The 22,014-nt window shown below is 63.8% G+C and carries 21 protein-coding genes; 19 read left to right on the forward strand and 2 right to left on the reverse strand.

All coding sequences use genetic code 11. The features are described from left to right. The first annotated feature begins 77 nt into the window (after positions 1-77). The 7 genes from J4D99_RS22075 to trmB all read left to right on the forward strand — a co-directional run bounded on the left by J4D99_RS22075 (position 78) and on the right by trmB (position 6,833). Positions 78-1,601 (forward strand): HU domain-containing protein, encoded by a 1,524-nt coding sequence (locus tag J4D99_RS22075; protein WP_208130616.1) that lies wholly within the window; start codon positions 78-80, stop codon positions 1,599-1,601. Positions 1,602-1,669: 68 nt separating this feature from the next. Next, positions 1,670-2,377, forward strand: coding sequence for a MotA/TolQ/ExbB proton channel family protein (locus tag J4D99_RS05000; protein WP_208130617.1), 708 nt, complete (start codon positions 1,670-1,672; stop codon positions 2,375-2,377). A 98-nt stretch (positions 2,378-2,475) separates the two neighbouring features. Then, positions 2,476-2,898, forward strand: coding sequence for an ExbD/TolR family protein (locus tag J4D99_RS05005; protein ID WP_208130618.1), 423 nt, complete (start codon positions 2,476-2,478; stop codon positions 2,896-2,898). 100 nt (positions 2,899-2,998) lie between these two features. Beyond that, the gene (locus J4D99_RS05010) at positions 2,999-3,910 is read left to right on the forward strand and encodes a hypothetical protein (RefSeq protein WP_208130619.1); all 912 of its coding nucleotides are present in this window, start codon (positions 2,999-3,001) and stop codon (positions 3,908-3,910) included. Positions 3,911-4,067: 157 nt separating this feature from the next. Beyond that, positions 4,068-5,387 (forward strand): bifunctional folylpolyglutamate synthase/dihydrofolate synthase, encoded by a 1,320-nt coding sequence (locus J4D99_RS05015; protein ID WP_208130620.1) that lies wholly within the window; start codon positions 4,068-4,070, stop codon positions 5,385-5,387. Positions 5,388-5,426: 39 nt separating this feature from the next. Further along, positions 5,427-6,119, forward strand: coding sequence for a potassium channel family protein (locus J4D99_RS05020; RefSeq protein WP_208130621.1), 693 nt, complete (start codon positions 5,427-5,429; stop codon positions 6,117-6,119). 48 nt (positions 6,120-6,167) lie between these two features. Next, positions 6,168-6,833 (forward strand): tRNA (guanosine(46)-N7)-methyltransferase TrmB, encoded by a 666-nt coding sequence (gene trmB, locus J4D99_RS05025; RefSeq protein WP_208130622.1) that lies wholly within the window; start codon positions 6,168-6,170, stop codon positions 6,831-6,833. Between the two features lie 75 nt (positions 6,834-6,908). Here the strand turns inward: trmB and J4D99_RS05030 are convergent, their stop codons facing one another. Continuing rightward, positions 6,909-7,433, reverse strand: a complete 525-nt coding sequence (locus J4D99_RS05030; RefSeq protein WP_236018545.1) for an NUDIX domain-containing protein — start codon at positions 7,431-7,433, stop codon at positions 6,909-6,911. A 128-nt stretch (positions 7,434-7,561) separates the two neighbouring features. Here J4D99_RS05030 and J4D99_RS05035 point away from each other — a divergent pair, with 128 nt between their 5' ends. Beyond that, positions 7,562-8,314, forward strand: coding sequence for a DeoR/GlpR family DNA-binding transcription regulator (locus tag J4D99_RS05035; RefSeq protein ID WP_208130623.1), 753 nt, complete (start codon positions 7,562-7,564; stop codon positions 8,312-8,314). Between the two features lie 37 nt (positions 8,315-8,351). Here the strand turns inward: J4D99_RS05035 and J4D99_RS05040 are convergent, their stop codons facing one another. After that, complete coding sequence (locus tag J4D99_RS05040; RefSeq protein WP_208130624.1) at positions 8,352-8,978, reverse strand: beta/alpha barrel domain-containing protein; 627 nt, start codon at positions 8,976-8,978, stop codon at positions 8,352-8,354. Positions 8,979-9,132: 154 nt separating this feature from the next. On the opposite strand from J4D99_RS05040, the gene mnmA reads away from it, so the two are divergent. From mnmA to hisC, 11 genes are all read left to right on the forward strand, one after another. Next, positions 9,133-10,293: a tRNA 2-thiouridine(34) synthase MnmA gene (mnmA, locus tag J4D99_RS05045; protein WP_208130625.1), complete on the forward strand. Its 1,161-nt coding sequence runs from the start codon at positions 9,133-9,135 to the stop codon at positions 10,291-10,293. A gap of 114 nt (positions 10,294-10,407) precedes the next feature. Beyond that, the gene (locus tag J4D99_RS05050) at positions 10,408-11,178 is read left to right on the forward strand and encodes a hypothetical protein (protein WP_208130626.1); all 771 of its coding nucleotides are present in this window, start codon (positions 10,408-10,410) and stop codon (positions 11,176-11,178) included. Positions 11,179-11,302: 124 nt separating this feature from the next. After that, positions 11,303-12,997 (forward strand): S8 family serine peptidase, encoded by a 1,695-nt coding sequence (locus tag J4D99_RS05055; RefSeq protein WP_208130627.1) that lies wholly within the window; start codon positions 11,303-11,305, stop codon positions 12,995-12,997. Between the two features lie 91 nt (positions 12,998-13,088). Then, entirely contained in the window at positions 13,089-13,412 is a 324-nt protein-coding gene (locus J4D99_RS05060) for a hypothetical protein (protein WP_208130628.1), read from the forward strand. Between the two features lie 120 nt (positions 13,413-13,532). Continuing rightward, positions 13,533-14,243: a ribulose-phosphate 3-epimerase gene (gene rpe, locus J4D99_RS05065; RefSeq protein ID WP_208130629.1), complete on the forward strand. Its 711-nt coding sequence runs from the start codon at positions 13,533-13,535 to the stop codon at positions 14,241-14,243. A gap of 111 nt (positions 14,244-14,354) precedes the next feature. Further along, positions 14,355-16,856 (forward strand): TonB-dependent receptor, encoded by a 2,502-nt coding sequence (locus tag J4D99_RS05070; RefSeq protein ID WP_236018533.1) that lies wholly within the window; start codon positions 14,355-14,357, stop codon positions 16,854-16,856. A gap of 624 nt (positions 16,857-17,480) precedes the next feature. Beyond that, positions 17,481-18,161, forward strand: a complete 681-nt coding sequence (locus J4D99_RS05075) for an alpha/beta fold hydrolase (protein ID WP_208130630.1) — start codon at positions 17,481-17,483, stop codon at positions 18,159-18,161. 77 nt (positions 18,162-18,238) lie between these two features. Next, positions 18,239-18,370, forward strand: a complete 132-nt coding sequence (locus J4D99_RS21965) for a hypothetical protein (protein ID WP_255554985.1) — start codon at positions 18,239-18,241, stop codon at positions 18,368-18,370. 206 nt (positions 18,371-18,576) lie between these two features. Continuing rightward, positions 18,577-19,428 carry an ATP phosphoribosyltransferase gene (gene hisG / locus J4D99_RS05080; RefSeq protein ID WP_208130631.1) on the forward strand — a complete coding sequence of 284 codons (852 nt, stop codon included), beginning with the start codon at positions 18,577-18,579 and terminating at the stop codon, positions 19,426-19,428. 85 nt (positions 19,429-19,513) lie between these two features. Then, positions 19,514-20,824 (forward strand): histidinol dehydrogenase, encoded by a 1,311-nt coding sequence (gene hisD, locus J4D99_RS05085; protein ID WP_208130632.1) that lies wholly within the window; start codon positions 19,514-19,516, stop codon positions 20,822-20,824. Between the two features lie 65 nt (positions 20,825-20,889). After that, positions 20,890-21,948 (forward strand): histidinol-phosphate transaminase, encoded by a 1,059-nt coding sequence (hisC, locus tag J4D99_RS05090; protein ID WP_208130633.1) that lies wholly within the window; start codon positions 20,890-20,892, stop codon positions 21,946-21,948. The last annotated feature ends 66 nt before the right edge of the window (positions 21,949-22,014 follow it).

Consider the following 22,014-nt stretch of genomic DNA (forward strand, 5'->3'; position numbering starts at 1 on the left):
GCCAGGTAATTGGCTTTTTCCTGCCCTAACTTTAGCCGCCTAACCTATTCCCCGCCCGCTCGCCCAAGCCTTTACCGATGAATTTAGCCGACCACCTACGCCCTTTGCTCCGCGACCACGACTGCGTGATTATTCCGGATTTTGGGGGCCTAGTGGCCGAGTACACGCCGGCCCGGGTGCAGCCCGGCGGCCGCCACGTACTGAGCCCGCCCACCCGGCAAGTAGCCTTCAACCAGGCCCTTACCCGCAACGATGGTCTGCTCGTGGATGTGCTGCGCCAGCACCTGGGGCTGCCCGCCGCTGAGGCCCGCGAGGCCCTGCGCCAGGCCGTAGCTACCCTGCACCGCGACCTGCAAACCCAGCAGCACACCGAGCTGCCGGGCATTGGCGTATTTCGGCAGCTGGTGGGCCGCGGCTTGCAGTTTGAATACACCGGCACTGATAACCTACTCACCGCGGCCTTTGGCCTGCCCGAGCTCACGGTGCACCCCGTGTCGGTGACCGATGCCCGCCTGGCCCGCGAGCAACAGGCCCAGCTGGTGCCGCGCCTGCGCGCCGCCGGCCGCGGGGTGCGTCTGCGGCGCGCCGTGCCCGGCGCTGCTATTGGCCTGCTGGCGGGCCTGGCAGTGGCAGGTCTATATCTGTTGAACCTGCACCCCACGGTGCTGCCCACCGCCTGGCAAAGCCACCTGCCCCGCTGGGAGCAGGCCGCTGGCCCGGCCGCGCCGCAACAAGCCGCGCTGGCCCAGCCCAGCTTCTCGGCGCCGGAGGCCCCCGCCAACCAGCCAGCTGAAGTAGCGGCAGCGTCTGTCAGCCCGATAGCCGAGCCGACTGTTGAGCCAGCTGCGGTAGAAAAGAAAGCAGCGCCTGCCGCGCTAAAGGCGGCCCCCGCCGTAGCGGCCAGGCTTGCACCGTCGCAGCAGGCCCCGGGCCAAACCGACCCGGTTGAGGCATTGTTGGCCCGACACCCCGCACAGAGCCCCGTGCGCCCGCGCGGCAAAGCCCGTAAGGTGCCTGCCGCCGCCGCCATTGCCCTGGCCGACGAGAGCAACATCGCCAAGCCCGTGCCCCTGGCCATGCGCAAAGCTGGCACGGCGCCGGCCTTGCTAACGACGTCTTACGCCGCAGCAATGACCGCACCGCGCCCGCCGGCTCCCACGGCCGCGCCGGCTACCAGCCCAACCGTAGCCAATAAGCCAGTAGTCAGCAAGCCGGTAGCTGCGAAAGTAGCAGTCGTTAAGCCGGTGGTATCCAAGCCGCTGGCAACCAAGGCAATGGCCGCTCCTAAGCCGCTGGCTGCCGCAGCCCCCGCTACTGCATTAACGACTACTGCCGGCACGGGCAGCGCAATTAAAAGCCGCACTGGCCGTTATTACCTGGTAGTGGCTGCCTACGGCTCGATGGCCCACGCCGAGCAGGGCCGCCGCAACCTGCTGCACGCCGGGCACGCCAATGCCAAGATTATCCTGCCGTATCCGGGCACGCGCCACTACCGGCTGTCAGCCGCCGATTATGCCGACCGTCCGACGGCACAGATGGCGGCTAATCAGTTGCGCCGCAATCCGCGCATTGACAAAGGGTTGTCTGTATTTCCTTACTAAACTTTATCCGCTGGCCTGCTCCGGCGGGGCTAGCGCTCCCTCGTTTTCCGCTCACCTTTCTCCGCTGAATGTCCGTTCTTCTGCTGCAAGCTGGCGCTGCCGTTACGTCGGTAGCCACTGATACCGCCGCTGCCCATGCCAACGCGATGGCCAATGCCGCGCCCGGCCTTTCACTTATCGACCTGATTCTGAAAGGTGGCTGGATAATGCTTCCCATTTTCCTGCTACTCATCGTGTCAATTTATATCATCGCCGAGCGCTACCTCACCATTCGCAGTGCCGGGGGCAACCCCGAGTCGTTTATGAGCGGCATTCGGGCGCTCATGGTGAAGGGCGACTTGCAGGGCGCCAAGCTCTACTGCGCCCAAAACCCCTCGCCGCTGGCCCGCATGGTGGAGAAAGGCCTGCGCCGCATTGGCCTACCCATCACTGAAATTGAAGCGAGCGTAGAGAACGTAGGAAAGATAGAAATTGCCCGCCTCGAAAAGAATATCAGTATTCTGGGCATCATCGCTGGTATTGCGCCCATGCTGGGCTTTGTAGGTACGATTATCGGCGTTATCAAAATATTTTACGCCATCAGCAGCAGCGGCGAGTTTGGCATCACCCAGATTGCGGGCGGCCTCTACACCAAGATGGTGACTTCGGCGGCCGGCCTCATCGTGGGCATCATTGCCCACATCGGCTACCACTGGCTCAGCATATTGGTCGAGCGTATGGTCTTCCGCATGGAAAACTCGGCCATCGAGTTTATGGATATCCTTCAGGATAATTAATTTTTGAGGTGTTAGGTGTTAGCTATTAGCTGTTAGCCCTTTAAAAGGTGCGCAGTAAAAGAGCTGGCAGCTAGCAGCCAAAAGCTAATAGCTCAAAAATGAATCTCTCCCGCCGCCGTCACGCTTCTTCGCACGTCGAAACCAGCTCGATGAACGACATCATGTTCTTCCTGATGCTGTTCTTCCTGATTGTGTCCACGATGGTGAACCCCAACGTTATTAAGCTTCTACTGCCCAATGCTAAGAGCAGCAAGCAGGTAATGAAGCAGCCCATCACGGTGAGTATCAATGCTGCCGGCGAGTACTTCGTGAATAAAAAGCCCGTGACGGCTACTACCCTCGAGCCCGAGCTGCAAGCCCTGCTCGTGCCCGGCCAGCCTGCCGAGGCCCAGCCCAGCGTGGTGTTGCGCGTCGATGCCGGCCTGAATGTACAAAAGCTTGTCGATGTGCTCGAAATAGGCAACCGCCTGAAGCTGAAGATGGTGATGGCCACCCAGGCCCAGCAGGCAGCCGGAAAATAATTCTGAATGATGAGTTATAAAATATGAATTGCTTCTCCCGGTTCAGCGATTAGTAGTTTCTGCACCTAATTCATAACTCATAATTTATAATTCAATAGACATGGCCCTCGACTATCCCGAAGAGCACCGGCGCGAAGCCCTCGGCATTACGGCGGCCGTGGTGCTGGTGCTAGCCCTTCTCTGTTTCTTTCTCAAGTTTAATGGTCCTAACCCGCCGCTTGAGCTGCTGGGTGGCGATGGCGTGGAATTAAACTACGGCCTCGACGAGGCCGGCTCGGGCGACATTCAGACGATGGCCACTGCTAACGCCTCGCAAAACAAGGAAGACTCGCGCCCGCCCGCCGCGCAGCCCAACCCCACACCGCAGCCCGCCCAGCCCCGCGTGGAGGCCAGCGCCCCGGCACAGCCTGCGGCCCAGGAAAAAGTAATTACCAGCGAGGCTGAAGACGCTGGCGCCACTGCCCCGCCCGTGGAGAAAGCCGCGCCCAAGCCAGCGCCCGAGGTGGTGCGCGAAACGCCTAAGCCCCGCGAGCAGCCGCGCACGCTCTACACGCCCAAGGGCAGCGCCAGCGGCACGGCCGGTGGCAACGGCGTGAACGGCACCAGCAGCGCGCCCACCGGCAATAGCAACGGCGACCACCCCGGCACCGTGGGCGACCAGGGCGACCCTAGGGGCTCCTTGAACGCCAAGGCCCTGTACGGCGAGCCGGGCAGCGGGGGCAGCGGCTCGCGCCCCGGCAGTGGTGGCGGGGGCGGCCTCGAAATGAGCGGCTGGCGCTTCGACAGCCAGCCCGTAGTGGAAGCCCTGGACGACACCCCGGGCGTGATTCGCTTCAAGATTAAAATATCCGATGATGGCGAGGTAGAATCCGTAACGAAAGTATCGGGTAACGTGTCGCCGGCTCAGGAAAAGCTTTGCCGTGATAAACTGCTCGACGCCAACTTCGTGAAAACAAACGCAGGCGCGGGCGGAGCTACGGGTTTTTATACGTTCCGCTTCACCGTTAAGTAGGGGACTGTTAAGCATAGAAAAAAGAACGTCATGCTGAGCTTGCCGAAGCATCTCTGCCGCATCGTTGGGTTAGTACCCTAGCGGCGCGGCAGAGATGCTTCGGCAAGCTCAGCATGACGTTCTTGTTTTGTCTGTCCATCATTAAGAATCGATTATTATGAACTACCCTGAAACCCTGGCCTGGCTCTACGCACAACTCCCGATGTACCAACGCGTAGGGGCAGCGGGCTTCAAGAAAGGCTTGGGCAATACACTGGCCCTGGCCGAAGCGCTGGGCCACCCCGAAGCGAAGTTTCGGAGTGTGCACGTGGCGGGCACCAACGGCAAGGGGTCAAGCTCGCACATGCTGGCGGCCGTGCTGCAAAGCGCGGGCTATAAGGTGGGCCTCTATACCTCGCCGCACCTGCGTGAGTTTACCGAGCGCATTCGGGTGAATGGCCAGGAGCTGGCCCCTAAATACCTGGTGCAGTGGGTGGCCCGGCACCAGGGCTTGTTTGCTCAGGTGCTGCCTTCGTTTTTTGAGATGTGCGTGGCATTAGCCTTCGATTACTTCGCCGCCGAGCAAGTGGATGTAGCAGTGGTAGAAGTGGGGCTGGGGGGCCGCCTTGACTCGACCAATATCATCACGCCGCTCGTGTCGCTCATCACCAATATCAGCTACGACCACCAGGCCATGCTGGGCGACACGCTGCCCGAAATTGCGGGCGAGAAAGCCGGTATCATCAAGCTCGGCCGGCCCGTGGTTGTCAGCCAGACCCAGCCCGAGGTGGCGGCCGTGTTCGCAGCCAAAGCCCAGCAGGAGGCTAGCTCCTTGCTGTTTGCCGATACGCGCTACGCGGCCCAACTGGCCGGGCCGGCCCCCACCGGGGCCGAGGCCGTGCAACTACTTGAGGTGACGCGCGACGGCCAGCCCTACCTCGACGGCCTTGCGCTAGGCCTGCTTGGCGACTATCAGCGCCTGAATCTGCCCGGCGTGCTGGCCACGCTCGATGAGCTACGCGCCCAGGGCTTCGCTATTCCGGAAGAAGCCGTGCGGCGGGGCCTGCGCGACGTGACGCGCCTTACCGGCCTGCGCGGGCGCTGGAGCATTATCGGGCAGCACCCGCTGGTAGTGGCCGATACGGGCCACAACGAGGGCGGCCTGCGCCTGGTGCTGGCCCAGCTGGCCAGGGTGCCGCACCGGCAGCTACACCTGGTTATCGGGGCCGTCAACGACAAGGACGTGACTAAAGTGCTGGCCCTGCTGCCGCGCGCGGCCACGTACTACTTCTGCCAGGCTGATATTCCGCGGGCCCTGCCGGCCGAGGAGCTGGCGGCCCTGGCCACGGCCCAGGGCCTTAGCGGGCGGGCCTACGGGCCGGTGGCGGCGGCCGTGGCGGCGGCGCGCGCCGCCGCTAGCCCCGATGACGTGGTCTTTATCGGCGGCAGCACCTTCGTGGTGGCCGAAGTGGCCGAGCTGTATGAGCAAGCGGGCTAGCCGGTATGTTTGCGGCCGGTTATTGCCTGCCTTCTTCGCATGAGCTACCTGCGCCGCCCCTATGCCCAGCTTACCCGGCACCGCTACAAGCTGCTGATGGCCAGCCTGCTGGTGCTGGTGCTCGGCTCGGGATTCACGTCGGCCGCAGCCGACCCGCTCGTGTTTGTCGCGCTGCTGCTGCAAAACATGGCCGTGGGCGTGCTGGTGTTTGCCGAAGAGCGGCCCTGGCTGCTGCTGGTGTGCCTGCTGGTGGTGCTGGGTCTGGAAGGGGCCGCCCAGCTGCGGGGCTGGCCATCGGTGCGCTCCTACACGGGCCTGACATACAGCGTGTTCTGCTTTGCTGTTACGCTGCGCATATTTCGTAAAGTGCTGAGCGCGGGGCGCGTATCGGCCGAGCTGCTGGCGGCTACCATGTGCGGCTTCGTGCTGCTGGGTATGGTGGGCACGTTCCTGTTTATTCTCATCGAAGTGTTGCAGCCCGGGGCCTTTGCCAATGTCCCGCCCGAGCCGAGTACGGTACAGGCACTCAACTACTTCAGTTTTATAACCCTGCTCACGGTGGGCTACGGCGACATCGTGCCCCTGACCAACGTGGCCCGTAAAGCTACCGTGCTGCTGGGGCTGCTAGGCCACTTCTACGACCTGTTCGTGGTCAGCGTCATCGTGGGTAAGTATGTGGGTGGGGTAGTAGAAGGCGTGGAGGAGGACCGGGTTACCGAACCCAAGAAGTAGGTCCGGGCCGTAGTTTTGCAGCCCTTTCGCTCAAAATAATCGCTCGCCGTGCCCCGCATCAAACTTCAGCGCTTCGCCGACAACGCCACCCGCCCCGACATCGTGGAGCCGGGCAAACCCAGCTTTGGCCGCCTGGCCGGTCACTGGCGGGGCGATTTCTTTCATAATGACCACCCGTTGGTGCTCGAAGTGGGCTGCGGCAAGGGCGAATACACCGTGGGCCTGGCGCAGCTACATCCCGAGCAAAATTTTCTGGGTCTCGACATCAAGGGCGAGCGCATCTGGCGGGGCAGCACTCGTGCCGAGGCGCTGGGGCTGAAAAATGTGGGTTTTGTGCGCCTGCTGGCCCATCAGCTCAGCGAGCACTTTGCCCCCGGCGAGCTGAGCGAAATCTGGATAACCTTTCCCGACCCGCGCCCCCGCGACCGCGACATCAAGCGCCGCCTCACCTCGCCTCGCTTCCTCACCCAGTACCAGAGCCTGCTAGCCCCCGGCGGCGTGGCCCAGCTCAAAACCGATAGCGAGGGCCTGTTTGAGTACACCATGGAAGTGCTGGCCAGCCGGCCCGGCGCCCGTATCGAGGTGGCAACCCGCGACCTCTACGCCGAAACCGACCCGGCGTTTGCGGCTGCCCAGGCCATCCAGACGCACTTTGAGGGCAAGTACCGCGCCGTGGGCGTGCCCATCAAATACGTGCGGTTTTCGCTGGGCTAGGGTAGCAAAAGGAGGCAAGGTCGTGCTGCCTAGGCTGGCGCGGCGGAACTTCGTATGCGCCGCGTAATTGGGCGGCTAGCCCTGGGCAGCTAGTTGCCGCAAGCGTAGGTGCTGGAGCAGGATGATGGTTTTGCCATCCTGGATTTCGCCGGTCGCCACCAGGTGCAGGGCCTGGGCAAGCGGTAGCTCCAGTACCTCGATTTCTTCTTCCTCCACGCCGCCCCCGGCCTGCCGCTCGGTGGCCGCCGAATACTCGGCCAGGTAGAAAAACAGCCGCTCCGTGACTGAGCCGGGGCTCATGTAGGCTTCCAGCACCCGCTCGACGGCCGCTAGCTGGTAGCCGGTTTCTTCCTCCACCTCGCGCCGAATGGCGTCGTCGGGGTGCTCGTCGTCGAGCAGGCCGGCGCAGGCTTCAATCAGCAGGCCCGTGGGGTTACCGTTGACGTAGGTGGGCAGCCGAAACTGCCGGGTCAGCACCACCTGGTCGGTGGCGGGGTTGTGCAGCAGCACGGTGGCACCGTTGCCGCGGTCGTAGGCCTCGCGCGACTGCGTTTCCCACGTGCCATTTTTTCGCTGAAAATCATACGTGACTTTGCGCAGCGTGTACTAGTTGTTGGACAGGGTGATTTGTTCGCGTAGGCGAATTCGCTCGTTCGTGCCAGGGGATGTGTTCATTTACGTTCGTTTCTGTTTATTTGTGCTTGTTTAAGCCAATATACACGGCCGCTATGAATTTCGAGCTTCGTAAACAGCACCTGCTAGCCCGCCTCGAACAGCAGGGCAGCGTAGAAGTCGCCGCCCTGGCCGGCGAGTTAGGCACCACGCCCATCACCATCCGGCGCGATTTAACCCAGCTTGCGGCCAGCGGCCTGGTGGTGCGCACGCACGGCGGGGCCGTGCTGCCGCGCGTGGCCAAAGACCCCGTGGCCTTCGCCCGCAAGACCACGGTCAACCAAGCGCAGAAGGAGCACATTTGCCGGCTAGCCGCCGCGCAGATTGCGGCCGGCGATACTATTTTCATTGACTGCGGCAGCACTACGTTTCCGCTGTGCCCGCTCATTCGCCACCTCCGCATTCGGGTGGTTACCAACTCGCTGCCGGTACTATTCGAGTTGGTGGGCTCTGCGGTGCAGGTAGTCATTGCCGGGGGCGAAGTAGACGCCGAGCGGCAGGCCGTGCACGGCGCCGTGGCCCTCGAGCACCTGCGGCGCTACCGGGTCGATAAGGCGTTTCTGGGCGTCGATGGCCTGTCGCTGCAACGGGGGCTGAGCGCCAACAGCGAGCAAGAGGCGAGTATCAGCCTGGCCGTGGCCGCAGGGGCTAGCCACGTGTACCTGCTCTGCGATGCCAGCAAGCTGGAGCAAGAGAAGTACTTGCAGTTTGCGCCCCTGTCGCTGGTGGGCACGCTGGTTACCGACCCAGCGGCGCCGGCCGAACTGCTGGGTCGCTACCGCGAAGCCGGCCTGCGGGTGCTGGCCTAGCTTTGGCTCAACAAACTACAGGCGGCTGCGTCTAGTATTAAGCCTCTTCGAGCGCCTCAAACACGGCCTCGAGCTCGGTGAAGTCGCGCAGGCCGGGCTTTATCTCGTCGCCGCCAGCCAGGATAAGGCCAGCTGGGTGCACGGCCTCGGCCAACTGCCGGGCCTCGGCGCCCGTGGCCGGACCCACTAGCCACAAAGGCGCCAGGCGCGCCAGGCTCGACCAGTAGGCCTGCTCGACAGCATCGCCGGGCGGCATCATAGTGAAGAAAGCGAAGCCCTGCGGGAAAGCGGCTGTGAGGTCGGCAATGGCGGCTGTGTAGTAGTGCTGGTCGGTGATGAGGACGGGTGGCACCTCAATAAGTGCGGGCACGGCTAGCCCCTGCGGCAAACTCGTGCGGGTGTTATCCAGGCGCAGCAGCACGCCCGTGAGGCCGCATTCTTCAACCAGACGGTTGATTTCGGGGCCAGCCACGTGGCCAAACTCGCCGATAATATCGACCCCAGCCACCCAGCTGGCCAGCTCGCGGGCGGTGCCGGCGTCTACGGCGCCGGGCAGGTTGGCATCGAGCGTGAAAATGAGGCCCTGGGCGCCCATGCCCGCGCAGTAGCGGGCGTCGGAGAGGTTGTTGATGCCGCGCACGAGCACGGGAAGAGCTAAAGACATTTCTTCGAAGAGCAAGGAGTAGTAAACAGTGCGCAGCGCGGCACCGGGCTGCAAAGGTCGCTCTGGCCGCTGTTCACTGCGCACTATTCCCTGGTCGCTATCTTTGTAGTGGCGCCAGCCGGAACGTTCACTCCCTGGGTGGCTAGCCCTCTTAATGACCCCAACCCCAACTAAGGGCCGCGTACTCGTGGCCATGAGTGGCGGCATCGACTCGTCGGTGGCCGCCGTGCTGCTGCACGAAGCCGGCTACGAAGTAGTCGGCATGACGATGAAAACCTGGGACTACGCCAGCGCCGGCGGCTCGAAAAAAGAAACCGGCTGCTGCTCCCTCGACTCCATCAACGATGCCCGCGACATAGCTGTGCGCCTGGGCTTTCCGCACTACATCATCGACATTCGGGAGGAGTTCGGCGATTTTGTCATCGACAATTTCACCGAAGAATACCTGGCCGGCCGAACGCCCAACCCCTGCGTGCTCTGCAACACCCACATCAAGTGGGATGCGCTGCTGCGCCGTGCCGACCAGCTAGGGTGCGAATTCATCGCCACCGGCCACTACGCCCAAATCCGGCAGGATGAGGCTAGCGGCCGCTTTGTGGTGAGCAAAGGCCTCGACGAAAATAAGGACCAGAGCTACGCCCTGTGGGGCGTGACGCAGCAAAGCCTGAGCCGCACGCTCTTCCCGCTAGGGGCCATGCGCAAGTCGGAAATCTACGACGAGGCCCGGCGCCGCGGCTTCACGGCCCTGGTCAACAAGCCCGAGAGCTACGAAATCTGCTTTATTCCCGACAACGACTACCGGGGCTTTTTGCGCCGCCGCGTGCCGGGGCTGGAGGCGCGCGTGGCCGGCGGCCGCTTTGTGGACAAGGACGGCCGCGACCTGGGGCCGCACGAGGGCTACCCGTTTTACACCATCGGGCAGCGCAAGGGGCTGGGCATTGCGCTGGGCTTCCCGGCCTACGTCACGGCCATCCGGCCCGAAACCAACGAAGTCGTTTTAGGAAACTACGACGAGCTGGCCAGCACCCGCACCACCGTGCACAAGCTCAACATGGGCAAGCTGGCCAGCCTCGAAGGGCGAGGCCTGGTGCCGGCCGCAGTGAAGGTGCGCTACCATCACCCCGGCTCGCCCGCTTTTCTAGAACAGGTTGGCGACACCATCAACATCTATTTCCCCGAGCCGGTGCACGCCATCACGCCCGGCCAGGCGGCCGTGTTCTACGACGGCGACGACGTGCTGGGCGGCGGTTGGATAACGCGCCACGTGATAGGTGAGGCGCCGGTGCCGGCCACCGACGCCGTAGCGGTAGCCTAGCCAACCCACTGCTACACTATCACCCTACAGCCTGCGTTATGGCTGAGCAGTAGTACCTTGCCGGCCGCTTACGGCGGCGGCCGGCAAGGTATTTTTATGGACATATTTTCTAGGATGAATCTGCGTTTTCGCTTGTTATTAGCACTGAAAACTACCCGGTGGGCGGGGCTGCTAGCCCTGCCGCTGCTGGCCGGCTGCCGCCATGCCTCGGTGGTTCCCAATCCGGTGGTCGATTATTTTCCGGTGGCGGTGGGCACCTACCGCACCTACGCCGTGACGGACTCGGTGTGGGCGAATGCCCGGCCCACGGCTACGACCTACCAGCTGCGCGAGCGCGTAACCGAGCAGTTTACCGATGCGGCCGGCCAGCCGGCCTACCGGCTGGTGCGCTCCCGGCGGGCGGATGCCAGCGCCGGCTGGGTCGACGACAGTGTAGTGGTGGTGCAGCCGTCGGCCCGCGCCGTGCTGCTTACCCAAAACAATGTGCGCACCGTGGAGCTGATTTACCCGGCGCGGGCCGGGCGGGGCTGGAACGCCAACGCCCTGAATGGCTCGCCCGATACCATCGTCAGCCGCACGCGCTTCTATACGGATAAAGTAGGCACGCCTTTCACTACGCCCGCTGCGGGCGGCCAGGCGGCCAAAACGTATGACAACACAGTGATGACCAAGTCGACGCTGGACGGGGGAGTTGAGAATATCAATGCGCTAAGTCAGATGGGCTTGCACCAGGTATATGCCGATGGGGTGGGCCGGGTGCTGCGGCGGCGCTTCAGCTACGCCACCTTCACCGCGAACCCCGACGGCTCGACCAACCTCACGCCCGGGGTGGTGCAGCGGGGCGCCGCCCGCTACGAAGTGCTCATCGACGCGGGCACAATTTAGCCCGTAAGAAAAGTTGAACACGTTGTTTGCCGGCCGGCTCGCTATCCAGCGAGCCGGCCGGTTGGCGTTTGGCCAGGGCGAGCACTGGGCTAACCGCTTACTTTAGCAGCCCTATTCTGCCTTTATGAAAAACCTCCTCGGGCCGGCCGCCCTGTTGCTGGCCACGCTGCTCGGCGCCACCCCGGCCAGCCAAGCCCAAACTACGGCCCCGGTGCGCCGCTACTTCGTGTATTTCAACGACAAAGCCGGTACGCCCTACACCGTGAGCCAGCCGCAGGCGTTTCTGTCGGCCCGGGCGCTGGCCCGGCGCAGCCGCCAGGGCATTGCGGTGCGCGCCCGCGACCTGCCCGTGAGCCCCGCCTACCTGAGCCAGGTGCGCGCCGTGAGCGGCAGCCCACAGCTACTGTTTACCTCGCGCTGGCTCAATGGCGCGGCGCTGGCCTGCGACTCGGCCACCCTGGCTAGGGTGCAGCAGCTGCCCGGCGTGCGCCGGGCCCAGCTGCTGAGCCGGGTGCCGCCCCTGGCCCCGGCCCCGGCCCCGGCCGTGACGCCCACCCCCACGCCGCCCGCGCCTGCTAGCCCCCGCGCCACCTACGGCCCGGCCTATGCCCAAAACCAGCTCATCGGGGCGGTGGCCATGCATAATGCCGGCTACCGCGGCGAAGGGATGCAGATTGCCGTCTTCGACGCCGGCTTTCCGGGCGCCAATCGCATCACGGCCCTGCAAAACATGCAAACCCAGGGCCGCGTGGCCAGCACCCGCAACTTCGTGGATGGCGGCCGGCAGGTGTACCTGCGCAACGGCCACGGCACGGCCTGCCTCAGCCTGATTGGGGGCGAGCTGCCGGGCTACTTTGTGGGCACGGCCCCGCACGCCACCTTCCACCTCTGCATTACCGAAGACGTGGACAGCGAGTCGCCGATGGAAGAAGCCAACTGGCTGGCCGCCGCCGAATATGCCGACTCGGCCGGGGTCGATGTCATCAGCTCGTCGCTAGGCTACAATACGTTTGATGATGCCGACCTGTCGCACACCTACGCCCAGCTCAACGGCCGCACGGCCATTGCCAGCCTGGCCGCGCTCGGGGCGGCCCGCGCCGGCATGGTAGTGGTAAACTCGGCCGGCAACGATGGCAACAACTCGTGGCACTACATTGGCGTGCCGGCCGATGCCGACAGCATCATCACCGTGGGCGCCGTCGATTCTTTGCGCAATCACGCCGGCTTCAGCTCCTACGGCCCCACGGCCGATGGCCGCATCAAGCCCACGCTCTCGGCCATGGGTGTGGCCTCGGCCGTGCTAGCCCCCAATGGCACAGCCGTGCGCGGCAACGGTACGTCTTATGCCTGCCCCGAGCTGGCCGGCCTGGTAGCCGGCTTCTGGCAGGCCAACCCCACGCTCACGGCCCAGCAGGTGATTCAGGCCCTCGAAGCCGGCGCCTCGCAGGCCCAAAACCCCGACAACACGCTCGGCTACGGCATTGCCGATTTTGTGGCGGCCTACAACCGGCTGCACCCCGGGGCCCCGCTGGCGGCCAAAGCCGCGGCCGCTAGCGAGGGGCTAGCCATCTTCCCCAACCCCAGCCACCTTAGTGAGCTGATGCTGGCCCTGCCCGCCAGCCTGCGTGGCCAGGTGCTGCGCGTGCGGGTGCGTGACGTGAAGGGCGCGCTCATCGGCGAGCAGCTGCTGCCGGCCAGCCCGGCCGCCACGGCGGCGCTACGCCTGCCGGGCCGGGTGCTGGCGCCGGGCACCTACGTGTGCACGGTGCAGCCAGTGGCCGGCGGCGCGACGCAGTCGGTGCGCTTTGTGCGGCAATAGTTTGCTAATTTAATTGGTATTCTAGTCCAATAATATTGGTAATATTCTAAAAAAGCCGTATCTTTAAACCGTCAATCAGACACCCGTTTTTATGTTACAGTTAATGACGACCAAGCGCATCGGGCGCCGCCAGTTTCATTTCACCGTGCAAGGCGGCAACCTGCACGAAGCCGTGGCCGAATACGACCGCCTGAGCTTTCCCGATGTAGCTGCCTGCGGCCTCTGCGGCTCCGACAACCTCGATTTGACCTCGCGCGTGGCCCAGGGCAAGTTCAAGTACACTTCCGTAAAATGCCTCTCGTGCCGCGGCGACCTCACCTTCGGCAAAAACAAGGACGACGACCAGTCGTACTTCCTGCGCCGGAAGGAAAATGGCGACCTCGACTGGCGGGCGTTTGAGAAGAAGGCCGAGTAGCAAACCACAGCGCTAAACCACTTAATCAGTTGCGGCGAACGGGGCCGGCCCGTTTGCCCACCGGCGCCGCCGGGTAGGGGAGCACCGCTCCTGCTGCCCGGCGGCGTACTTTTGGGTTCTATGAGCGTTATTTCTTCCCGCCGTGAGCCGCTGCTAGCCCCGTCACTCTTAGCCAGCGACCTGGCCAATATTCAAGCCACTGCCGAGCTGCTAGCCACCGCCGAGGCCGACTGGCTGCACTTCGACGTGATGGACGGCCGCTTCGTGCCTAATATCTCGTTCGGTCTGCCCATTCTGGAAGCCCTGCGGCCCCACGCCAAGCAGCCCATCGACGTGCACCTGATGATAGAGCGGCCCCAGGATTACCTGGCCGCTTTCCGCGACGCGGGCGCCACCCATATGACGGTGCACTACGAGGCCTGCCCGCACCTGCACCGCGTGGTGGAACAGATTAAGAGCCTGGGCTGCACGGCCGGCGTGGCCCTTAACCCCGCCACCCCCGCTAGCCTGCTCTCGGATATTGCCGCCGACCTCGACCTGGTGCTGGTGATGTCGGTAAACCCCGGTTTTGGGGGCCAGACGTTCATTCCGCACACCTTGCAAAAGGTGGCCGAGGTGAAAGAGCTGCTGCTCGACGCCGGCTCCGCGGCGCTGATTGAAGTTGACGGCGGCGTGAGCCGGGACAATGCCGCCGCCCTGGTGCAGGCCGGGGCTGATGTGCTGGTGGCCGGCAGCTTCGTGTTTAAATCGGGTGGCGGGCCGGTGGCCACACTGGCCGGACTGCGCCAGCTGCTGCGCGAGGCTACCCAGGAGCAGGCCGCAAAAAACTAGGCTAGCCGCATACGGAAAGCTAAGCCGGAGAAGTTGAGAAAGCCTGCCGCGCGGCTGGGCCGGCCAGGCCCTGCGTAGCTTTACGGAACCGTTTTTTCTGCTGCCTCTGCGTTGAAGTCTTTACCTCTGTTCTTAGCCGTAAGTGTTCTGCCGGCGGCTGGCCCGGTGCTGGCCCAGCAGGCGCCCGCGCCGGCCGCCGCGGCCCAGGCCACTGTGCTCACCGGCACTGTGCGCGATGCCCAGGGCCAGCCCCTCGAGCTGGTAGTGGTGGGCCTCGAAGGCCAGCCCGGCGGCGCTACTACCGATGCGCAGGGCAATTTCACTTTGCGCCTGCTGCTGCCCGTGAGCGGCCCGGCCGTGCTGGTGGTGCGCCGGCTAGGGTACCAAACCCTGCGGCAGCCCCTGCGCCTGCCCGAGGGAGCCGGCCAGCCCCTGCGGCTAGCCCTCCAAGTCGATACTAAGGCTCTGGGCAGCGTGACGGTGCACGCCCGCGCCGCCGGTGCCGACCAGCGCGAGCAGGCCAGCCTGGTGCAGCTCGACCCGCAAACGGCTAAGGTGTTGCCCTCACCCTTCGGCGATTTCAACGCCATTCTCAAAACCCTGCCCGGCGTGGTGAGCAATAATGAGCTCACGAGCACCTACAACGTGCGCGGCGGCAGCTACGAAGAAAACCTGCTCTACGTCAACGGCTTTGAGGTGTACCGGCCGTTCCTGGTCACGCAGGCCCAGCAGGAGGGCCTCAGCTTTATCAACCCCGACCTGGTGCAGAAGGTTGATTTCAGTACCGGCGGCTGGCAGCCCAAGTACGGCGACAAGCTCTCGTCGGTGCTCGACGTGCAGTATAAGGAGCCCGAGAAGTTTGCGGCCTCGGCCACAGCCAGCCTCGTGGGTGGCGCCGTGCACACCGAGGCCCGCTCGGCCAATGGCCGGGTAAGCTACCTGGCCGGCGTGCGCTATAAAAATGCGCAGTACGTATTCAATGCCTTAAAGCAGAACCAGGGTCAGTACAACCCGACTTTCTACGATGGCCAGGCCTACGTGAATATCGGGCTGGGCAGCAAGGGCGGCGACCTGCAAAAAACCAGTCTGGGCATCTTGGGCGTGGTGGCGCACAACGACTACCGCTTCGTGCCGCAGACCGGGCAGGTGTCGAACTCGCTGCCGGGCGGGCAGGTGCTGCGCGTCAACATCTACTACGATGGGCGCGAGCGCATGCAGTACGATACCTACCAGACGGGCCTCGACCTGCGGCACAATTTTCACCCCGGCCTGCAACTTGACCTGCTGGCTTCGGCGCTGAGCACCCGCGAGTCGGAGTTCAGAGACGTGGAGGCGGCCTACACCTTTGCCGAAGTCAACCGCGACCCGAGCAGCCCCGATTTCAACCAGACGGTGCGCCAGCGCAACGTCGGGTCCTCGTTTAACCACGCCCGCAACGACCTCACGGCGCGCGTGTACACAGCCGAGCTGCGCGGGCGCTGGAACCCCGGCGGTGACCCGCTAGGTCCCCATACCGTGCGCTTTGGGGTGAAGACGGGCCGCGAAAGCATTCACGACCAGCTCGATGAGTACAGCTTTGCCGACTCGGCCGACTATGTGCCCGATGCCCGCCGCACCCGCCTCACCGCCGACCTCAACCTGCTGAGCACCCGCACCCAGGGCTACGTGCAGCACACCTGGCAACTCGACTCGCTCAAAACGCTGACCTACGGGGTGCGGGGGCACTACTGGACCGAAAACCAGCAGCTCGTTATCAGCCCGCGCCTGCAATTCTCCTCGCGCGACCGCCGCCACCCCGAGCGCAGCTGGAAGCTGGCGGCCGGTGTCTATGCCCAGCCGCCCTTTTACCGCGAGCTGCGCAACCTGCAGGGCCAGCTCAACCCCGAGTTGCGGGCCCAGAAGTCGCTGCACTTCGTGGTGGGCCGCCAGGTCGAGCTGCACCTTATGAATCGGCCCTTCCGCCTCAATACGGAGGCTTTTTACAAGTACCTCACCGACGTTATTCCCTACGAGGTCGATAACGTGCGCCTGCGCTACTATGCTACGAATCAGGCCACGGCCTACGCCGCCGGCTTCGAAACCCGCCTGAGCGGCGAGTTTGTGAAGGGTGTCGAATCGTGGCTGAGCCTGGGTTTGCTCTCCACGCAGGAAAAGGGCGATACCACCGCCACCTACAACGCGGCCGGTAAGCGCACCGGCTACCAGACGCTAGGGTACATCCGCCGGCCGCAGGACCAGCGTCTCACGGCCAGCATCTTCTTTCAGGACCATTTGCCCGATAACCCCTCGGTGCGCGGCTACCTGAACCTCGTCTTTGGTACCGGCCTGCCTTTCAGCGCGCCCGGCCACCTGCAGGAGCGCGAAACCAACAGCACCAGCGCCTACCAGCGCGTCGATGTCGGCTTCTCCAAAGTAGTGAGCCTGCGCGCCACGGCCAAGCCCCACCCATATTCGCTCGAAAGCCTGTGGCTGAGCCTGGAGATTCTCAACATCCTGGGGGCCAATAACGTGGCGGGCTATAGCTACCTGCAGGATGTAAACGGTCGCACCTATAGCATTCCCAGCTACCTCTCGCAGCGGGTGGTGAATCTGCGGGCCATTGCCCGGTTTTAAGAGGGGGCGGGGGCTAGCCGCTAGCCCCTCTTTCCCGGCACCTCGCGTTAGGTACGCTCTCCAGCCCAACGGCTACTCTGTTAAATACAGACGCCCTGCCTGCGTGAGCAGGTCAGGGCATTGAGAAGTGTGGGGGTAGTAGCGCTACCCGTTCAACTTCGGAACATACCCAACAGGACAGCGCGAAGGCGGAGGTCGAGCCAGGAATGCGCCGCGGCTACCACGGCCGGCGGGCTACCTTTGCGTCAAGCGCGTTGGGTTATGCCCCACGACCAAAACGGGTTTCCTAACAAGACGAAACCCCAGCTGCCTAGGAACAGCCGGGGTTTCAGAAGTGTGGGGTTATGGTACAACCTCTACTTCATCTTGGAAACATGGATAGGGAAAACGCGAACAAGCTACTGCAGAACTGGGGCAAACCGGTTTTGCTGGAAGTTTTGAAAGGTGCGGCGAAAGCTATCGGCTTTTACCTCATCGCTCATTTCCTCCGGTAGTTGGGGAGGGTGCTGGCCGGAAAGCTGGCACCCTCTTTTGCTGCCAGGCAAAGATAAGAACGTAAACGTGATTCTACTGCGAGGAGTTGCCGGACGAAGCTGCTGGCGGCCCGCGTAGTTTCCTTATTGCATGAACCGCCTGATTCTCCTCCACGGCTATACCGAAGACGCCACCATTTTCGACCCACTGCTGCCGCTGTTGCCAGCCTTCGGGCAGGTACTGGCCCTGGAGCTGGAAGCGGAGTTTGCCCACTGGCGGCCCGCTAGCCCCGTAAATGTGGTGAGTCTGGCCACTCACCTGGCCGCCCGCCACCGCATCGGGCCCACCGACGTGCTTCTCGGCCACTCAATGGGCGGCTGGATTGCGGCCCACCTCAAGCAGCAAACCGGGGCCACGGCCATCCTGCTCAGCTCGTTTACCGACCAGGCCAAGATTGTGTCGTCCATCCGCAGCCCGCGCCTGCTCGGGCTCTATGCCCATCTGGGGCTGGTGCAAAGCCGTTGGCTCAATCGATACTTTCTGCGCCGCTACCCGCACGACGAGTCGCGGGCGCTGCACGGGCAGCTGGTGGCGGGCATGGGGCGCTTCCGCCGCCGCTACGTGGCCCAGCAGCTAGGGGTGCTGTTTGCCCCGGTGCCGCCGCTTACCACCCAGCCCGAGCTGCGTTTGCATGCCTTGGCCGATACCGTGGTGCGCCCACCCGACGAGCCGTTCGTAGAATTGCCGGGCGACCACTTCGCGCATTATTTCTACCCCGAGTTGGCGGCCGAAGCTATCCACCAGGCCCTGAGAAAGACTGATTTTCAGTAGCTCCAATTTGGCCGCCACAGGGCATTTTGCGTAAGAGTGCTTTAAAATTCGGGCGGCCGGCCTACCTTTGCCCCACGATGACTTCCGTTTGCTGCTTTACGTCTGCCCTCAGCCCCGCGCTGCTTGCCCCCGTTTCGGGGCTGGCCGCTGCCTGGCGGGCTACGCAGCCGCTTGGTGCCGCGCCGCAGCAGCATCACCACCATCTGTAGGAGACCGGGCAACCGGGCTGGCCGCTACCCTGTAGCCTAGTAGTGCCAGCCGCTCGCGTCTCCACCACCGCCCCGCCCGTAGGCCGGGAAATAACTTTTACTTCGTTTGGGTATTTACCGAGGAGCTTTCGGTTAGCCAGGGGCTAGCCGGGCCTCGCTTTAGCTTCGCCGCGAGCCCGCTACCGGGCCGCGAGCCATTTTTTCTCATGCTGCGTTTAGCCATTCAAAAGTCCGGCCGCCTTTCGGAGGACTCCCTTCAGCTCATCCGCGAGTGCGGTATCAGCTTCGTTTCGTCGTCCTACAAGCTCAAGGTGGAGGCCAGCAACTTCCCGCTGGAAATCCTCTACCTGCGCGACGATGATATTCCCGGCTACGTGCAGGACGGGGTGGCCGACCTCGGCATTGTGGGCCAGAACGTGCTGGTTGAAGCCGGCGGTGCCGGGCTCGAAGTCGAAGCGCTGGGCTTCAGCAAGTGCCGCCTGAGCCTGGCCGTGCCGCGCGGGGCCGAGTACAACTCGGTGGCCGACTTAGAAGGTAAGAACATTGCCACCTCGTATCCCAAGTTGCTCGGCGACTACCTGGCTGGCCAGGGCGTGCGCGCCAACCTGCACACCATTTCGGGTTCGGTCGAAATCGCGCCCAGCATCGGGCTAGCCGAGGCTATCTGCGACATCGTGAGCAGCGGTTCAACCTTGCTTGGCAATGGTCTGCGCGAGGTCGAAACCATCTTCCGTTCGGAGGCCGTGCTCATCGCCGCCCCCAACCTGAGCCCCGAAAAGCAGGAGCTACTCGACCAGCTGCGCTTCCGCATGCAGGCCGTGCGCCGGGCCCAGCGCTCGAAGTACATCGTGCTCAACGCCCCGCTAGCCGCCCTCGACGCCGTGAAGGCGCTGCTGCCGGGCATCAAGTCGCCCACCGTAACGCCGCTCGCCGAAGAAGGCTGGGTGTCTGTGCAGTCGGTGGTAGAGGAGGACAAGTTCTGGCAGCTCGCCGGCGACTTGCAGGCCATCGGGGCCGAAGGTATCTTGGTGCTGCCCATCGAGAAGCGCATTTCTTAGGCTGTTAGCTTTTTTTCAATAGAAAGCCAATAGCTAATAGCTAGAAGCTAATCGCTAATAGTCAAAAGCTAACATCTAAAAAGCCATGCAGATTTTTCGCAATCCCGACCCTAGCCAGTGGCCCGCGCTGCAGCAGCGCCCGCTGGCCGACAGCAACGCCGCTATCCTGGCTCGCGCCGGTGAGATTTTCGACGACGTGGCTAGCCGGGGCGACGAGGCCCTGCGCCAATACGCCGCCCAGCTCGACGGTGCCCCCGACCTAGCTAGCCTGCGTGTGAGCGCCGAGGAGCTAGCCGCCGGCGCCGCCCAGGTGCCGGCCGAGTTGCAGGCCGCCATTCGCCAGGCCATCCAGAATATCACCACCTTTCACGCCGCCCAGCGCCCCGCCGCCGTGGAGGCCGAAGTGGAAACCATGCCCGGCGTGCGCTGCTGGCGCCGCAGCGTGGCCGTGCCCCGCGTGGGCCTCTACGTACCAGGCGGCTCGGCCCCGCTGTTTTCTACCTTATTAATGCTGGGCATTCCGGCCAAGCTGGCGGGCTGCCGCGAGATTGTGCTGTGCACGCCGCCCGGCCGGGGCACGGGGACCATTGCGCCGGCCATCCTCTTCGCCGCTCAGGAGCTGGGGCTGACGACCATTATCAAAGCCGGCGGGGCGCAGGCCGTGGCCGCCCTCACCGTGGGCACCGCCTCGGTGCCGGCCGTGGACAAGATTTTTGGCCCTGGCAACCGCTACGTGACCGCCGCCAAGCAGCTAGCCGCCCAGCGTGGGGTGGCTATCGACATGCCCGCTGGCCCGAGTGAAGTGCTGGTTATCGCCGATGCCAGCGCCAACCCGGCGTTCGTGGCGGCTGATTTGCTCTCGCAGGCCGAGCACGGCCCCGATTCGCAAGTAGTGTTGCTCACCGATTCGGAAGCCGTATTACAAGGAGTGGTCGCCGAGCTGGAGCGCCAGCTACCGCTGTTGCCACGCGCCGACATTGCCCGCCAGGCCCTGGCTGAAAGCCGCGCCATTTTGCTGACCGACGTCAAAACGATGCTAGCCTTCAGCAACCAGTACGCGCCCGAGCACCTCATCCTGGCAGTGGCCGCGCCCGAGGGGCTAGCCGCCGACATCTATAACGCGGGCTCGGTCTTCATGGGCCACCTCACGCCCGAAGCGGTGGGTGACTACGCCTCCGGCACCAACCACACGCTGCCCACCGGCGGCTACGCGCGAGCCTATAGCGGCGTATCGCTCGACTCGTTCTATAAAAAAATTACCTTTCAGCAGCTAGCCCCCAATGGCCTGCTGGCCCTGGCCCCGGTAGTAGAGCCCATGGCCGAGGCCGAGGGCCTGCGCGCCCACGCCCACGCCGTGGCCCTGCGCCGCGAGCACTTAATTGAAAGTAAATCCTGAACCAAAAGAACGTCATGCTGCACTGCGTGCAGCATGACGTTCTTTAATAGGAAAAGTAATAAGCAATGTCCTTCGATTTAGATTCTCTCATTCGTCCCAACGTGCGGGTGATGAAGCCGTACTCATCGGCCCGCGATGAGTTTCAGGGCGATGCCCGGGTAATGCTCGACGCCAACGAAAATAGCCTGGGCAGCGCTGGCCCCGCCGAGTTCAACCGCTACCCCGACCCGCACCAGCACGCCGTGAAGCAGGCCTTGGCCCCGCTCAAAGGTGTGAAGCCCGAGCAGGTATTTCTCAGCAACGGCTCGGATGAGGTGATTGACCTGTTGGTGCGCCTCGTAGCCCGTCCCGGCCAGGACAGCATCCTGAGCACGCCGCCCACCTTCGGTATGTACGAGGTGGCTGCCGCCCTCAACGATGTGGCCCTGGAGCGCGTGCCGCTCGATGCCGACTTCCAGCTCAGCGAGGCGGCCATCGCGCAGATTATCGCGTCGAAAGCCAAAATCGTGTTTCTATGCTCGCCCAACAACCCTACCGGCAACCTGCTGCGCCCGGCGGCCATCGAGCAGATTTTGCGCGGCTTCCCGGGCCTGGTGGTAGTAGATGAGGCCTACGCCGACTTTGCCGACCAGCCCAGCTGGATTACGCGCCTACCCGAGTTCGACAACCTGGTAGTGCTGCAAACATTTTCCAAGGCGTGGGGGCTAGCGGGTATCCGCCTGGGCATGGCCTTCGGCTCGCCCGAGGTGATGGCCTATCTCAACCGCATCAAAATGCCTTACAACGTATCGGAAAACACGCAGCGCCTGGCACTGGCCGCGCTCGCCGACACCGGCCGCTTCGAGGCCATGCGCCAAGACTTGCTGCAAGGCCGCGATACGCTGCGAGTTGCCTTGGCCGCGCTGCCTATCGTAGACCACATTTTCCCGTCCGACGCCAACTTCCTGCTCACGCGCTTCGTGCCCGACGCGGGCGCGGTGTACCAGCACCTGCTCAACCAGGGTATTGTAGTGCGCCGGCCCAGCCAGGCCGCCTGCGCCGGCACCCTGCGCCTGACCGTCGGCTCGGCCGCCGAGAACGACGCGCTGGTCGCCGCGTTGCGGGAATTTTCACCGGCAGGCTAGCTATTCCTATAAAAGCAGACACTCTTCCGCGCTTGCATAGCCAGCCCGCTGTAGGGGGGCGTATCC

The organism is Hymenobacter sp. BT559, from assembly GCF_017571525.1.
In the GTDB taxonomy this organism is placed as follows: Bacteria; Bacteroidota; Bacteroidia; order Cytophagales; family Hymenobacteraceae; genus Hymenobacter; species Hymenobacter ginsengisoli.